The following is a 14,256-nucleotide window of genomic DNA, read 5'->3' as shown; positions in this document are numbered from 1 at the left end:
GGCGTGGATCGATGTCCTACCATCGCCGGATGGGCAACGGCACAGCCTCGGCGGATGCCCCGAAACCGCCGTCCGGCCGACCCACGGTGGGCAGGCTGCTCCGGACGTACCGCCTGCACAGCGGGCTGACCCAGCGCGAGCTGGCGGTCCGTGCCGGCCTCAGCATCGCCGCGCTCCGGGACCTGGAACAGGGCCGGAGCACCAGGCCGAGACACGCTTCGGTGATGGCTATCGCGGCAGCGCTCGGCCTCGACGATGGGGCCAGGGAAGCGCTGCACACCTCGGCCGCCGCGGCGACGCGGGCGTACGAGCCGGGCCGGGTGGCCGACCCCGGTGCGCCCGTACAGATCCGGGTGCTGGGGCCGCTCGAACTTCGACGCGGGAACGAAACCGTCGCCGTCGGCTCGGCCACCCAACGGGTACTGCTCGCGAAGCTCGCCCTCGGCGCCCCGGAACCGGTCCCCCGGGACTCCCTCCGCGAACTGCTGCGGGGCCGTTACTCGTCGGAGGACGCGACGAAGCTACTGCGTACGCACCTCACCCGACTACGCCGGCTGGTCGAGCCCTCGGGCCAGCGCCTCATCGTCCCGACCCCGTCGGGCTACCGCCTCGTCGCCACCGCCGAACAGCTCGACCTGGCCCGACTCCGGCAGTTGGCTGCGCAGGCGCACGACGCGTCGCCCGAGTACGCGCTCACGCTCCTCGCCCGGGCGGCGGAGCTGTGGCGGGGCGGGTGCGACCTGGACGAGCTGGCCGGCGACCCGCTGCTCGCCTCGGTCACCGAGGAGTACGCCACCCTGCTGCGGCGCTTCGCCGAGGTCGCCCGGGACGTCGGCGAGCCGGAGCGGCCGCTGCCGCACCTGCGTGAGCTGGCCGATCGGTTGGAGTTCCACGAGCCGCTGCACACCGCACTGATCGTCACGCTGGCGGCCAGCGGACGGCAGGCGGAGGCGCTGGCGGCCTACCAGCGCGTTCGGGCCAACCTGCGCGAACAGCTCGGGCTCGATCCCGGGGAGCTGCTACGGGACGCCCACGTAGGTGTGCTCCAGCAGCGCGGGCGGGTACCCGGGAGGGCGGCCCGCAACGTGGTCCAGCAGCTGCCGGCCGCCCCGGCCGGGTTCGTCGGCCGGGAGCCGGAGCTCGCCCGCATCGTCGCCGCCGTCGCGCGTACGGGGCACGAGCTGCGGCACGCGTCGTCGCGAGTCGTCCTCGTACACGGTGCGGCCGGATCGGGGAAGACCGCCCTGGCGCACACCGCCGGGCACCGGCTGCGCCCGCGGTATCCCGGCGGCCAGCTCTATGCCGATCTGGGCGGCGCCTCAGCCGAGCCCGTTCCCCCGACGGCGGTCCTCGGCCGGTTCCTGCGGGCGCTCGGCGTGCCCGTCGACCGCGTCGGTGGCGACCTCGTCGAGGACTCGGCCCTGTTGCGTACCGAGTTGGCCGGGCGCCGGATGCTCGTCGTGCTCGACAACGCGAGCGACGCGGCGCAGGTGCTGCCACTGCTGCCCGGTACCGGCCGAAGTGACGTCCTGGTCACGAGCCGGCGGCTGCTGCGCGGGCTGGAGGTCGCGGCCTCGGTGCCGCTCGGCACCCTGACGGCGGCCGAGTCGCTCGAGATGATCGCGGCCGCGGCCGGCGGCGAGCGGGTCGCAGCCGACCCCCGGTCCGCGCAGGAGCTGACGGGCGTCTGCGGTCACCTTCCGCTCGCATTGCGGATCGCGGCGGCGCGGCTGGCGAGCCGTCCGTCGTGGACGATCGGCGACCTGGTGCAGCGGCTGCGTGACGAGAGTGGCCGCCTCGCCCAGCTCGACGACGGGTCGACGAGCGTACTGGCCAGCTTCCAGCTCAGCTACGACAGTCTCAGCGAACCGGCCCGGCGCGCGTTCCGGCTCTGCGCGCTGCACCCCGCGCAGGACTTCGGAGTGACCGCCACCGGCGCCCTGCTCGACACGGACGACGCCACGGCCGAGCGGATCCTGGACGAACTGCTCGACGCCAACATGCTGCTGCAGTACTCGGCGCACCGGTTCCGGTTCCACGACCTGCTCCGGCTCTACGCCGGCAAGCTGGTCGAGGCGGAGACCGGCCGGTCCCGGCACGACGCCTTCGCACGGCTGCTGGCCTCGTACGCCGAACGGGTGACCGCCGCGATGGACTGGGTGCTACCCCAGATGGTCCGGCTCACCGGCCATCCCCGGCCGGAGGACCAGTTCCCGGACGAGAAGGGGGCGGCGGCCTGGCTCGCCGCCGAGACGAGCGCGCTGGTGCTGCTGGCCGAGCAGGCGGGCCGGGACGACGGGCTCGCCGACTTCGCCTGGCGGATCGCCGACCAGCTGCGCGGCTACTTCCTGGTCAACCCGCACGTGGACGGCTGGACCCGGATCGTCGGGGCCGGCTGGTCGGCGGCGGAGCGTTCGGCCGACCGCCGGGCGCGGGCGGCGATGCTGATGTCCAGGGGGCAGGTCCGGAGCATGGTCGGTCGCGACCTCGAAGGTCTCGAGGACGCGCTCACCGCCCTGCGGCTGGCGCAGGAGTGCGGCTGGGACGCGGCGGCGGCCTACCTCTCCCACAACGTCGGCTGGCAGTACTACGAGTTCGGCCGGCTGGCCGACGCCGAGACGTGGTTCGGCCGAGCCCTCGACCTGACCGCGTCCGAGCCCCTGGGGCACATCCGCGCGGCGGTCCTGAACGGCATCGGCATGATCATGCTCGACCGTGGTCGCTGCGAGGACGCCGCGACGAGCCTCACCGCCGCGCTGGAGATCAACAAGGCGACGGGGCGCTCGCGTTCCGCGCTTGTCAACCGGGGAAACCTGGCGAGCGTACTCCGGCAGCGTGGTGAACTCGTCGACGCGGCCGAGCAGCTCGACACCGTCCTGCGCGGCTACCGGCGGCGCGGCGACCTGCGCGGCGAACTGTCCACCCTGGACGAGATGAGTCGGCTGGAGATCGACCGGCGGAACCTCGCCAGCGGGTTGAGCCTGGCCCGGCAGGCACACGATCTCGCGGGCAAGACGTACGACCGGCGGGCCCAGGCGATGACCGCCGGCACGCTCGGAAACGCGCTCCGGGAGAACGGCGAGATCGCACAGGCGCTCGACGTACTCCGGGACGGGGTTGCGATGGCGAGGCGGCACTCGTACCGCTATCTGGAGACCAGGGCACGGGTGGGCCTGGCCGGTGCCCTGGCGCTGGCCGGTGAGCCGGATGCGGCCCGGCACGAGGCCGGCCGGGCCGAGCGGGTCGCCCACGACCTGGGGTTCGGAACGCTCGCAACAGAGGCGAGGGCGATCGGGGCGGACCCGCCGGCTCCCGACTAACCGGTGACGCCGACTAGCCGGTAGTAGCCCAGCGGGGACTTGTAGTCGACGCTCATGTAGCCGATCCCCGACGCCGGGGACATGGCCGAGTACAACTGCCCACCGCCCGCGTACTGGCCGACGTGGCCGTCGTAGAAGACCAGGTCTCCGACCTTGAGCTGGCTGCGGCTGACCCGGATGGCGTCGCGGCTCTTCAGGTTGGTGAGGTCGGCATTGTTGTTGTTGGCCTCCGAACGCGCCCAGTCGTACTGCTGCGCCGACGACCTGACGCCGCCCCAGCCGGGGAAGTTGACCACCCGCTCGTAGGCGAACTTGACCAGGCCGGAGCAGTCGAACGCGTCCGGACCGTCAGCGCCCAGGACGTAGGGCTTGCCGTCCTGGTTGAGGGCGTACTGGTAGGCGAGCCGGGTGTAGTTGTAGGTCTTCTTCGTCACCGAGCACTCGGTGCCCTGCTCGGTCGTACCGTTGCTGACCTTCACCTCCAGGTGGTTGAACTGGGCGATCCCGGCCGGGTCCCAGGACATGCCGCCCCCGCTGGCAGAGGCGCCGTAGCCGCCGTCGACCCCGAACACCACCTCGTCGTTCCGGAAGACCCAGCTCCGGCCGTTGCCGGAGTCATCCCGGGCGGCGATCTTGATCAATGGCGACCTGCCGTCCGAGCTGGTGTCGGTGAGTTCCCAGTGCACCTTGGCGGTGCGGGTACCCTCCCACTCGACCTGGATGACCGCGCGGGCGCCCGGGCAGCCGACCGGGATCTCCAGGCTCGGGTTGTCGATCGGCGCGGCCGAAGCCGGCGTGGCCATGGCGACGCTGGTGGCCAGGAACACCGGTACGGCAAGCAGCAGCGCGGGAAGTGACCGGCGTCGCCGGCCGGGCGTCTTCGTGAGCATTCGACTCTCTCCCTTGGTTCGTCCGTACTTTGATCGGACTTCAGGGAGACTAGGAATCCGGCTGGCGCCGCCGATTCCCGTACCTCACCCGTACCGGGACGCCGCCGACGCGCGAGGGCACGACGGCGTCACCGGATGCCGGCACGTACGCCGACCAGGAGGCCCTTGCCGGAGAGGCGTTGCATACCGCTCGGGTAGTGATGAACCAGATGGTGCTACAGATCGACGTAGTCGATGATGTCCATCCGGATCGAGAGATTCAGGGATCGCTCGAATCTCGAACACACCAGACCGGACGTCGATCTTGTCCGATCTGGTGTGCATCAGCAATACGTGGTGGGCGATACTGGGTTTGAACCAGTGACCTCTTCCGTGTCAAGGAAGCGCGCTCCCACTGCGCCAATCGCCCGTGGCGACCGCCGAACCCGGCAGTCAGGCCCCGATGGGGCAGATCGCGAGCGGACGACGGGATTCGAACCCGCGACCCTCACCTTGGCAAGGTGATGCGCTACCAGCTGCGCTACGTCCGCGCGCCCCCGACTCGCGTCGGCGACAGGTGCGACTCTACCCGATGCCAAGATCGGCTGGCACGGCACCCTGGGCGGCCGGCGGTTGCGCCGGTCGCCTCCGGGGTACTGAAGGGTCCGACAGCGCACCACACCCCCTTAAGGAGGCTGTCGTGGGTATCGGCACCAGCATCTTCCTGATCGCGCTCGGCGCGATCCTCACTTTCGCACTGGACGCCAGCGTCGGCGGCGTCAACCTCGACGTGGTCGGCTGGATCCTGATGGGAGCCGGTGTGCTCGGCCTGATCATGACCACGCTGGTCTGGGGCCGGCGTCGCGAGGTCGTCACCACGACCGAGCAGCCGGTGGAGTACCGCCAGGTCGAGGAGCGGCGGGACATCGCCCCGCCGATGTGACAACACCGCTGGCAGAGCCGCCAGATCGACGTGATTCCGGGGCGGCCGCCTCGTCGAAAGCGGCCGCCCCGAATGCTCGATTCCTCATTCGGGTGACGGCCGACCACCGTGGCCGGTGGCTCAGTCCAAGCAGGTGAGCGCGACCTCGGCGTAGCGCGTCAGCGCCGCCCGATCCGGGTTGATGGCGCCCATCACCCGCAGGCCCTGGAGGCTGGTCACCAGGAAGCCGGCCAGATCCGTGGCGCTGCGGCCGGACGTGATCTGGCCCCGCAACTGCGCCTCGGCCAACAGGTCGTAGAGCGCCGCCTCCAGGGACTGGGTGGTCGAGCGGAGCCGGTCGGCGACCCGGACGTCCTGGTGGGCCCGTTCCATCGACGCGCCGACGATCAGACAGGAGAGGTGCCGGCCGTCGCCGGTGATGTCGTCGACAGCGCCGATGAACACCTCCCGGATGACCGCTCGCGCGTCGTTGCCGGAGCGCAGCAGGTCGACCATCGGCGCGGCGTACCGCTGCCGGTACAGGTCCAGCACCGCCAGGTAGAGGCCGTCCTTGCTGCCGAACGCGGCGTAGATCGAGCCGCTGCCCAGGCCGGTCGCCTCCGACAGGTCGCGCATCGAGGTGCCCTCGTAGCCCTTGCGCCGGAACACGTCCATGGCGGCCTCGACGGCGGTGTCGAGGTCGAACTCACGGGTACGTGCCATGGCTGAACGCTACCCGTGATCTGGAACGATCGACAAAGTACTGCTGGTCACAGCCTGTTCTCGCCGGCCGAGGAATGTCCGGCTCGGTTACGATCCAGACCATGGCGTCTCTGGACACGGTGCTGGCCGCGCACCGGGCGTACCTGCTCGGTTGGAACATCGGTCCGGTCGGCGGTCCGGATCTCCCGACCTACCGCAGCGACGTGCCGCACCCGACTCTCAACGGCGTGCTGCGCGTGGCCGGGCGCGCACCGCAGGACGCGCTCGCCGAGGCACGGCAGCGCCTGCACGGCGTACCCCGGGTGTGGTGGGTTGGTCCGGACAGCGACCCCGGCGCGGCCGACGGCCTGGTCTCCCTCGGCGCCGCCGAGATCGCCCGCCTGCCGATCATGACTGCGGTGGTCGACGAGGCGGCGGAAGGCCCGTCCCCGGCCGGTCTGCACATCGCCGAGACCACCGACCTGGCCGCGTTCGTCGCGGCCTATGCCCGGGTGTCCGGAATCCCGACGGACGGCGTGGCGGCGACGATCGAGCGGGAGAAGGCGTTCTCCGGCGACGGCACGGTGATCAGACTGGCTGGCCACCTGGACGACGGCCAGGTCGTCGGAACGGCCGTCGCCTGGCTCAGCCACGGCCTGGTCACGCTCTACTTCGTGGGTACGCAGCCCGAGCAGCGCCGCAGGGGCGTCGGCGCGGCGATGACCAGGGCGGCGCTGCGTCTGGCCAGCGAGCGGGGCGCCCGCACCGCCGCACTCACCTCGTCGCCGATCGGCGAGTCGGTCTACCGCCGCCTCGGGTTCCGGCCGGTGGGCGAGTTCCGCGTGTTGACGTTCTGAGCCCTGCCCGCCGACCGGGCCGGGACGCGCGACGTCAGCGAATCCGAGTGGATCACGATGGCTACCAGCCGGAAACCATTGACTATGGGGTTCAGACAGCGTTGTCTTTCACTGGCACCTGGGGAGGTACAACAGTGATCGATGGCGTGTCCCTCGTGTTCTGCGTGACCGCCGACGTGTCGGTACGCGAGCGGATGGTGCGGCGGCTCGACGGGCTCGGCACCCTGGTGATCTGCACCGACCTCGCCGAATTGCAGGCGATGATCGGCCCGCCCGTGATCGGCGGACCGGCCCCGCTGGTCAGCCCGACGGCCGGGTCCACCGTCGCTGCCACCCCTCCGGCCGCCGCCACCGCCCCGACCGCCGCCGCCGCCAACCGGATCGACCTCGGCGACCTGGCGATCGACCCGCTCGACCACCTGGTGACGTGGCGCGGACAACCGCTGGCCCTCACCCGCCTCGAACGCAACCTGCTCACCCAACTGGCCACCGCGCCGGTCGGCGTCTGGACGTACGAGCGGCTCTTCGAGTCGGTCTGGGGCTGCGCGTACCTCGGCGACACGTCGATCCTGCACTCGGCGGTGAAGCGGTTACGCCGCAAACTGCGCGCCGCCGACGACACCCTGCTCGTGCACACCGTGCGTGGGATCGGCTACCGACTCAGCGTCGACTGACGGGCCCGGGCATGACCCCACAACACAGCAAAACGGCTCGTCACCGGTGATCGGTGACGAGCCGTTTTCCTCTGGTGGGCGATACTGGGTTTGAACCAGTGACCTCTTCCGTGTCAAGGAAGCGCGCTCCCACTGCGCCAATCGCCCGTGCTTGTTGCCGAGGTGGGGACGGGATTTGAACCCGCGTACACGGCTTTGCAGGCCGTTGCCTCGCCTCTCGGCCACCCCACCGAGGTTGCCCCCGTCATGCGTGGCGGCAGCTCCGAGCGGACGACGGGATTCGAACCCGCGACCCTCACCTTGGCAAGGTGATGCGCTACCAGCTGCGCTACGTCCGCACGCCCCCGGACGTTCCCGGGTGACGGATGAGAACTTTAGCCGAGCCGGTGAACGACTGCCAACTCGGGGTCGCCTCGGCGCGTCCTGCCTGTCGCGGACGAGATCACCGCCATCCCAGGCGGGCTTCCTAGGAGGATGGTCTGGTGATCCGACCTGCCGTCGACAGTCACACTCCGGCACCAGCAGGCAACGATCGTCATCACCGTGTCGCAGATCGACCGGCGGACGCGCCCGCACACCGGATTCCGGCGGCAGACCTCGGTGAATGCTTCCCGAAAGAACGACCGACGGCACCCCGAGGAAGTGTCCGGCTTCCGACTGACACAGCGTGGGCTCAGCACGCAGCGGTAACTGTTCGTGTTCACTCGGATGGGCTACGGTAACGGTCGTGACGAGACGTGCGGCCGAGATCCGCCTGGATGCCCTGCTGCGCACCGCCTGCGACGTGATCGTGGAGCGCGGTCTGGCCAACACCCGGACGGCGGACGTGGCGAATGCCGCCGGCGTGAGCCAGGCCCTGGTCTTCTACCACTTCGCCACCAAGGAACGGTTGCTCGCACAGGCTTTCGCGTACGCGGTCGAGCAGGATCTGGCCCGACTGGACGCGGTGACCCGATCCTCGGCCCCGCCACTGACCAAGCTCCGCCGGATCCTCAAGCTCTACACCCCGGCCGGGCGGGCAACCTCCTGGTCGATGTGGATCGACGGCTGGTCCGAGTCGCTGCGCACTCCGGAGTTGGAGAAGGTCTCCCGCCGGCTCGACCTGCGCTGGCGCCAGGACCTCGCCGCGGTGATCTCCGCCGGGGTGGCCGACGGCACCTTCCAGTGCGCCGACCCGGACGGGGCCGCCTGGCGGATCAGCGCGGTCATGGACGGGCTCGCCGTCCAACTCGCCGTGCACGACCGGGTGATCTCCCGTCGGCAGTTCGGCGAGTGGGTCCGGCTGGTCACCGCCCGGGAGCTCGGCCTGGACCCGGCCGACCTGGACTGAGCCCGGCAGCCGGCACCATTCCTCACCAGACCGGGCAAAACGGCTCATCCCGCCCCGCCGACCGGAACAATCGGCAGCATGGATCTTCTGGAGGCGTACCGCCGGAGCCTGGCCGAATTCGTCGACCGGGTGGACCAGGTCGAACCCGGCCAGTGGTCCGACCCGACACCCTGCTCGGACTGGGACGTCCGCACGCTGGTCAACCACGTGGTGACCGAGGACCGGTGGAGCGTTCCGCTGCTGGCCGGCCGGACCATCGACGAGGTCGGCGACCGGTTCGACGGTGACCAGCTCGGCACCGACCCGATCGAGACGGCGCGGGAGGCCGCCGCGCAGGCCGAGATCGCCGCCACCCACCCCGGCACGATCGACCGCACCGTGCACCTCTCCAGTGGCGACACCCCGGCCGCGGAATATCTCCAACAGCTCCTCGCCGAACACCTCATCCACGGCTGGGACGTGGCGGTGGCGATCGGTGCGCAGCCTCGACTCGACCCGGACGCCGTGCGCGCCGCGGCCCAGTGGTTCGCCGGACAGATCGACGACTATCAGCGCAACAACCTGGTCCAGACCGGGATACGGGTGCCCGACGACGCCGACGAACAGGACCATCTGCTGGCCGCGTTCGGCCGCGACCCCGACTGGGCGCCGAGCGATTGACCACGCCGACGCGTCAGCTCCGCCGGTGGACGTTGGCGCGGGAGCGGTCGCCCTCGTAGTGCGCGAGCACCCGGGGGTCCATCACCCGCCGCCACAGCGGCGGCACCAGCGCGACGACCACCATGGTGGCGTAACCGGCCGGCAGCTGCGGTGAGGTGTCGAAACTGCGCAGCGTCTGGTAACGGCGCAGTGGGTTGGCGTGGTGGTCGCTGTGCGGCTGGAGCTGGAAGAGGAAGACGTTGGTCACCGTCCGGTCGCTGTTCCAGCTGTGCCGCGCGTCGACCTTCTCGTAGCGACCGCCGACGGTGCGTTGCCGCGCCAGCCCGTAGTGCTCCAGGTAGTTGACCACCTCCAGCAGCGAGAAGCCGACCACCGCCTGAAGGGCCAGGAACAGCAACACCCCGGGGCCGAAGGCCACTGTCAGCGCCGCGTACAGGACCAGGGTCATGGCCCAGGCGTTGAGCACGTCGTTGCGGTGGTTCCAGGGTGACCGGCCACGGATGCGGAACCGGCTGGTCTCCAGCCGCCAGGCCGAGCGCAGGCTACCGAAGACGGTACGCGGCCAGAACGCCCAGAAACTCTCCCCCAACCGGGAACTGGCCGGGTCCTCCCGGGTGGCGACCCGCACGTGGTGGCCCCGGTTGTGCTCGACGAAGAAGTGCCCGTACCCCGCGGGTGCCAGGGCCACCTTGGACAGCCAGCGCTCCACGCGTTCCCGCTTGTGGCCCAGCTCGTGGGCGGTGTTGATGGCGATGCCGTTCACGACGCCGACCGTGGCGACCAGACCGACCGCACCGGGCACCGTGAGTGCCTCACGCGTCCACACCGCGCAGCAGAGCACCAGGGCCGCGTACTGGGCCGGCAGGTAGAGGTAGGTGAGCCAGCGGTAGTACCCGTCGGCGGACAGCCGGGGCACCGCCCCCTCGGGTGGGTTGCGCCGGTCGTCGCCGAGCAGCAGGTCGACCGCCGGGATCAGGCCGAAGACGACGACCGGGGTGAGCCACCAGGCCCAGGCCCCACCGCCGGCCCGCCAGAGGGCGAAGCCGGCGAAGGGCAACGCCGGTACCAGCAACGCCAGCGGCCAGAGCGGCTTACGGCGGTCCCGCCAGGCGGCGGGTTCGACGGTCAGATCGGCATCGACGGCCATGACCAACCTCCGGTATCGCGTCCTGCACCGACTGTGGCAGCTGGCCGGCGAATTTACAAGGCCGCGTGTTTTGTAAAGTTGACACTTCTCGATCGATGCTCGTTCACCTCGCCGCCGCCATCGTCGACTGATATTCACGGGTCATCCCCGATGAGCCGGCGTCGACGCCGGCTCATCGCCGTCCTGGCGACGACGGCGACGGTCGCCGCGCTGCTCCCCACCGGCGTGAGCACCGCAGCTCCCAGCGGCAGCACCCCGTCCGCCGAGCGCAGTTCCGGACCGTTCGCCGAGGGCCACGAGCCCGCCGACGCCGACCCCGGACACCGTGGAGATGGTGGCCGGCACGTACGACCTGCTGGCCGTCGGGCCCGGCTTCGGGCACCAGCGGCTCAGCGTGGTCGCCACGGCCGGCAAGCAGGGGTACGTCGACCTGCGGATGAGCCGTAACCTCGCCTCCACCGCCTCCGGGGCCACGATCACCGGCGACGGGGTCAACCTGGACCGGGTCGCCGACGACACCGAGGCGACCAACTGGGCCAGCCTGGACGGGGTGGCCGGCCGGCAGCGCGGCGGGCGCGTTCCCCGGCGGGGCGTACCGCGCGTGCGTCCGGGACATCAACCTGCGGACGTTCGCGGTGCCCACCACCCTCGCCACCCACCTGCGGCTGGAGGTGCTGGCCAGCCAGTGCACGGGTGGTCCGCAGTACGCGGGCGAGCAGGACGACGACCCGGCCACGACGACGGACTGCGCGACCGCCAGCCCGGCCCGGTCCCAGGTCAGGATCGCCGAGTTCCAGGCGTTCTCGAAGTGACACCGTGGGGCCGGCGGCAGGTCCGCCGGCTCCCCCGGCCTCCGGTCAACGGCGGGCCGTTCGCCACCGGTCGACGGGCATCGGCCGCTCCCAGCGTCGGTCCGCGGGCGGGTCGTCGGTCTCGTCGACGCCGTCGGCCGAGGACCGGGTCAGCTGCCGCAACCGCAGCAGCAACCCCATCCCGAGGAACAGCAGCAGGCCGCCGAGCAGGAACGCGGCCTGCACCGCGCCGAACCCGCCGGACTGCGAGACCGGGCGGCCGGCCGCCGGTGGCGCGGCGTCGACCGGGTAGTCCCCGACCGGCTCCTCCACCGTCGTGCTCTCCTCCTCGGCCGGCGCGCTCGATGGTTCGCTGGGCTCCGAGGGCGTGGCGGTCGGCTTCGGGGTGCTGGTCGGGGTGCCGCCGGCACCCACCACCGAACGGGTGGCGGTCTGCCGGGCCAGCAGGCGCGAGTTGGCGTCATACGCCTCGGCGGCGAGGGTGACCCGCCCCTGGGTGACGTCCTCGGCGAAGGCCACCCGGTAGCGGGCGGTGACCGTGCGGCCGGGGCAGAGGGTGCCCGGGTCGAACTGCCGGTCGGTGAGCCGGGCCACGTCACCGTCGGTCCGGATGTCCAGGGGGAAGTCGCCGGCCTCCTCCACCCGGTCCATCTTGACCTGGTCGAGTCGGAGGCCCTGCACGCTCAGCACCATCGACCAGCGCACCTTCACGCAGCCGCCGCGCCGGTCGGTCCGGGAGACGACGGCCGACACCGTGCGCACCTGCTCGCCGGCGGTGAACCGGGCCGGCAGCCCACTCAACTCGGTGGTGAACGCCGCCTGCGCCGGGGCGGCCAATGCCAGCTCCACCCCGCTCAGACAGGCCAGCACCACCCCGACCCGCACCGCGTACCGCCGCACCGTCACCACCGCCGCCCTCCGTTCGGTCGTCTCCACCTGGCAACGCTAGGAGCAGCGGGTAGGCGCGACCAGACGGGTGTGTTCGCACCGGGCGGCAAGGACGGGAGGGGTTTTCACCGACCGTGGTGAACCGGTCACCACTCCCCCGCGACACGCCCGGAGTCGAGCCGCTGGGACAATCGGCGACGTGTCCGAGCTCTCCAGCACGTTCGTCCGGCTGCACGCCCGGCTCACCCCGGTGGCGTTCGTCCCCGAGGTGCGACTGCACCAGGCGGACGAGCCGATCGGGCTGTGGGAGCTGACCGAGGGCCAGTTCTCCAGCGACCGGCCACCGCCGTTCTGGGCGTTCGCCTGGGCGGGCGGGCAGGCGCTCGCCCGCTACGTGACCGACCACCCGGAACTGGTGGCCGGCCGCCGGGTGCTCGACCTCGCCTCCGGCTCCGGCCTGGTGGCCATCGCCGCCGCCCGGGCCGGCGCGGCGTCCGTACGGGCCGTCGAGGTGGACGAGCTGGCGGTCGCGGCGGTCGCGCTGAACGCGGAGGCCAACGGGGTACGCGTCGACGCCGAGTTCGGCGACATCCTCGACGGCGACGCCGGGGACGCCGAGGTGGTGCTGGCCGGCGACGTCTTCTACAGCGACGCGATGGCTCGCCGGTTCCTGCGGTTCCTGCTCCGCGCCACCCGGGCCGGCGCACCGGTGCTCGTCGGTGACCCCGGCCGGGCGTTCCTGCCCCGGGACCGCTTCGACGAGCTGGCCGTGTACGACGTGCCGGTGCCGGAGGCGTTGGAGAGCGTCCGGGTGAAGCGCACCACCGTCTGGCGACTGCGGGCCGGGCTGCCGGGGGCGTCCGGCTAGCGTGTCCGGGTGCTGTTCCGCAGCTGGGCGCAGGTGGCCGACCCCGCATGGCCGGACGTGGCCCGGGTGCCGGACCACGTCGGCGGCACCCACCTGGTCGTCACCCGACACGCGTTGGTCCGTCAGGTCCTCGCCGACCCGGTCACCTATCGGCCGGACAACGCGCTGGACGCGGTGACGCCGATGCCGGTGACCGCCCTGCGGGTGCTCGCCGGGCACCGGTTCCGGCTACCGCCGACCCTGGCGAACAACTCGGGCGTCAGCCATCCGCAGATCCGGGCGATCGTCGCGGACGCGTTGCACCCCGCCCGGGTCGCCGCGCAACGGCAGTGGCTCACCGCGCTGGTCCGGGACCGGGTCGCCCGGCTCGCCGCCACGCTCGACACCGGCGAGTCGGTCGACCTGTACGCAGACCTCGCCGCCGACCTGCCGCTGCTGGTGCTGGCCCGGCTGGTGGAGTTGCCGGACGCCCCGGTCGGCGCGGTCAAGGACTTCGCCCGTGCCGCGCTGGAGTTGTTCTGGGCACCGCTGGACGCCGACCGGCAGGTGACACTCGCCGCCCAGGTGGGACGGTTCCACCGCGTCCTGCGCGACTTCGCGGCCACCGGCGGCGGCTTGGCGGCCGAGCTGCGTGCGGCCGGGCACCCGCCGGACGTGGTGGTCGGCGCGCTCTTCTTCCTGCTGGTCGCCGGGCAGGAGACCACCTCCCAGTTCCTCACCCTGCTGCTGCACCGGCTGGCGGGCGAGCCGGCGGTACGGGCCGGTCTGCGCACCGGCGAGGTCGCCGTCGCCGACGTCGTGGAGGAGGGGCTACGGCTGGAACCGCCCATCGTCACCTGGCGGCGGGTGGCGGCCACGGACAGCACGTTGGGCCCGACGGCGGTGCCGGCGGGCACCAGCCTCGTGCTGTGGTTGGGACGCGCCGGCCGGGACCCCGCGGTCGTCGAGTCGCCCGACGAGTTCCGCCCGGGCCAACGCGGGTCACGCCGGCACCTGGCGTTCGGGGCGGGCGCGCACCGCTGCGTCGGTGACGTGCTGGCCCGGATGGAGGCGGCAGTGGTGGTGGCCGAGGCCGCGCCACTGCTGGACGGGGTGCGGGTGGTCCGTCCGCCCTGGTCCCCGGACAATCTCACCTTCCGGATGCCCGACGCCTTCGTCGTCCGACGCCCACCGGCAGCACCGGCCTGACCGGATGCTGACCTCGCTT

Annotated in this window: 13 protein-coding genes and 5 tRNA genes; 9 read left to right on the top strand and 9 right to left on the bottom strand. The window is 71.8% G+C overall.

What is annotated here, in order from left to right; all coding sequences use genetic code 11:
- Positions 1-29: 29 nt before the first annotated feature.
- The gene (locus O7614_RS10090; RefSeq protein ID WP_278138197.1) at positions 30-3,320 is read left to right on the top strand and encodes a BTAD domain-containing putative transcriptional regulator; all 3,291 of its coding nucleotides are present in this window, start codon (positions 30-32) and stop codon (positions 3,318-3,320) included.
- On the opposite strand, the gene O7614_RS10085 is transcribed toward O7614_RS10090, so the two are convergent.
- The 3 genes from O7614_RS10085 to O7614_RS10075 form a co-directional block, all read right to left on the bottom strand.
- Positions 3,317-4,210 (bottom strand): NlpC/P60 family protein, encoded by an 894-nt coding sequence (locus tag O7614_RS10085; RefSeq protein WP_278138196.1) that lies wholly within the window; start codon positions 4,208-4,210, stop codon positions 3,317-3,319. The genes O7614_RS10090 and O7614_RS10085 overlap by 4 nt on opposite strands.
- Before the next feature lie 334 nt (positions 4,211-4,544).
- A tRNA-Val gene (locus O7614_RS10080) sits at positions 4,545-4,619 on the bottom strand.
- 48 nt (positions 4,620-4,667) lie between these two features.
- Positions 4,668-4,740: transfer RNA gene (locus tag O7614_RS10075), tRNA-Gly, on the bottom strand.
- A gap of 149 nt (positions 4,741-4,889) precedes the next feature.
- Here O7614_RS10075 and O7614_RS10070 point away from each other — a divergent pair.
- Positions 4,890-5,132: a DUF6458 family protein gene (locus tag O7614_RS10070; RefSeq protein WP_278138195.1), complete on the top strand. Its 243-nt coding sequence runs from the start codon at positions 4,890-4,892 to the stop codon at positions 5,130-5,132.
- A gap of 120 nt (positions 5,133-5,252) precedes the next feature.
- Here O7614_RS10070 and O7614_RS10065 read toward each other — a convergent pair whose 3' ends face one another.
- The gene (locus O7614_RS10065; RefSeq protein ID WP_278138194.1) at positions 5,253-5,834 is read right to left on the bottom strand and encodes a TetR/AcrR family transcriptional regulator; all 582 of its coding nucleotides are present in this window, start codon (positions 5,832-5,834) and stop codon (positions 5,253-5,255) included.
- A 101-nt stretch (positions 5,835-5,935) separates the two neighbouring features.
- Between O7614_RS10065 and O7614_RS10060 the strand changes: the two genes are divergently transcribed.
- Entirely contained in the window at positions 5,936-6,670 is a 735-nt protein-coding gene (locus O7614_RS10060) for a GNAT family N-acetyltransferase (RefSeq protein WP_278138193.1), read from the top strand.
- Between the two features lie 176 nt (positions 6,671-6,846).
- A complete protein-coding gene (locus O7614_RS10055) occupies positions 6,847-7,344 on the top strand; it encodes a winged helix-turn-helix domain-containing protein (protein WP_278142207.1) in 498 nt (165 codons plus the stop codon).
- A gap of 72 nt (positions 7,345-7,416) precedes the next feature.
- On the opposite strand, the gene O7614_RS10050 is transcribed toward O7614_RS10055, so the two are convergent.
- The 3 genes from O7614_RS10050 to O7614_RS10040 all read right to left on the bottom strand — a co-directional run bounded on the left by O7614_RS10050 (position 7,417) and on the right by O7614_RS10040 (position 7,682).
- Positions 7,417-7,491 (bottom strand) — tRNA-Val (locus O7614_RS10050).
- Between the two features lie 13 nt (positions 7,492-7,504).
- A tRNA-Cys gene (locus tag O7614_RS10045) sits at positions 7,505-7,575 on the bottom strand.
- Positions 7,576-7,609: 34 nt separating this feature from the next.
- Positions 7,610-7,682, bottom strand: a tRNA-Gly gene (locus O7614_RS10040).
- 389 nt (positions 7,683-8,071) lie between these two features.
- On the opposite strand from O7614_RS10040, the gene O7614_RS10035 reads away from it, so the two are divergent.
- Together O7614_RS10035 and O7614_RS10030 are read left to right on the top strand one after the other, a co-directional pair.
- Positions 8,072-8,674, top strand: a complete 603-nt coding sequence (locus O7614_RS10035; RefSeq protein WP_278138192.1) for a TetR/AcrR family transcriptional regulator — start codon at positions 8,072-8,074, stop codon at positions 8,672-8,674.
- A gap of 78 nt (positions 8,675-8,752) precedes the next feature.
- Positions 8,753-9,334, top strand: a complete 582-nt coding sequence (locus O7614_RS10030; protein WP_278138191.1) for a TIGR03086 family metal-binding protein — start codon at positions 8,753-8,755, stop codon at positions 9,332-9,334.
- 13 nt (positions 9,335-9,347) lie between these two features.
- Here the strand turns inward: O7614_RS10030 and O7614_RS10025 are convergent, their stop codons facing one another.
- A complete protein-coding gene (locus tag O7614_RS10025) occupies positions 9,348-10,481 on the bottom strand; it encodes an alkane 1-monooxygenase (protein WP_278138190.1) in 1,134 nt (377 codons plus the stop codon).
- A gap of 635 nt (positions 10,482-11,116) precedes the next feature.
- Here O7614_RS10025 and O7614_RS10020 point away from each other — a divergent pair.
- Positions 11,117-11,293, top strand: a complete 177-nt coding sequence (locus O7614_RS10020) for a hypothetical protein (RefSeq protein WP_278138189.1) — start codon at positions 11,117-11,119, stop codon at positions 11,291-11,293.
- Between the two features lie 45 nt (positions 11,294-11,338).
- Here the strand turns inward: O7614_RS10020 and O7614_RS10015 are convergent, their stop codons facing one another.
- Positions 11,339-12,229, bottom strand: a complete 891-nt coding sequence (locus O7614_RS10015) for a hypothetical protein (RefSeq protein WP_278138188.1) — start codon at positions 12,227-12,229, stop codon at positions 11,339-11,341.
- 151 nt (positions 12,230-12,380) lie between these two features.
- On the opposite strand from O7614_RS10015, the gene O7614_RS10010 reads away from it, so the two are divergent.
- Positions 12,381-13,049, top strand: a complete 669-nt coding sequence (locus O7614_RS10010; RefSeq protein WP_278138187.1) for a 50S ribosomal protein L11 methyltransferase — start codon at positions 12,381-12,383, stop codon at positions 13,047-13,049.
- A gap of 9 nt (positions 13,050-13,058) precedes the next feature.
- The gene (locus O7614_RS10005; RefSeq protein WP_278138186.1) at positions 13,059-14,237 is read left to right on the top strand and encodes a cytochrome P450; all 1,179 of its coding nucleotides are present in this window, start codon (positions 13,059-13,061) and stop codon (positions 14,235-14,237) included.
- The last annotated feature ends 19 nt before the right edge of the window (positions 14,238-14,256 follow it).

Source organism: Micromonospora sp. WMMD961 (assembly GCF_029626145.1).
Taxonomy (GTDB): domain Bacteria; phylum Actinomycetota; class Actinomycetes; order Mycobacteriales; family Micromonosporaceae; genus Micromonospora.
The sequence above is the reverse complement of the archived record's forward strand: the minus strand, read 5'-3'. Positions and strand labels throughout refer to the sequence as shown.

Excerpts from the sequence above, each read along its gene's own strand:
- O7614_RS10090 (WP_278138197.1), top strand. The coding sequence starts at position 30 with ATGGGCAACGGCACAGCCTCGGCGGATGCCCCGAAACCGCCGTCCGGC.
- O7614_RS10085 (WP_278138196.1), bottom strand. The coding sequence starts at position 4,210 with ATGCTCACGAAGACGCCCGGCCGGCGACGCCGGTCACTTCCCGCGCTG.
- O7614_RS10065 (WP_278138194.1), bottom strand. The coding sequence starts at position 5,834 with ATGGCACGTACCCGTGAGTTCGACCTCGACACCGCCGTCGAGGCCGCC.
- O7614_RS10060 (WP_278138193.1), top strand. The coding sequence starts at position 5,936 with ATGGCGTCTCTGGACACGGTGCTGGCCGCGCACCGGGCGTACCTGCTC.
- O7614_RS10030 (WP_278138191.1), top strand. The coding sequence starts at position 8,753 with ATGGATCTTCTGGAGGCGTACCGCCGGAGCCTGGCCGAATTCGTCGAC.
- O7614_RS10025 (WP_278138190.1), bottom strand. The coding sequence starts at position 10,481 with ATGGCCGTCGATGCCGATCTGACCGTCGAACCCGCCGCCTGGCGGGAC.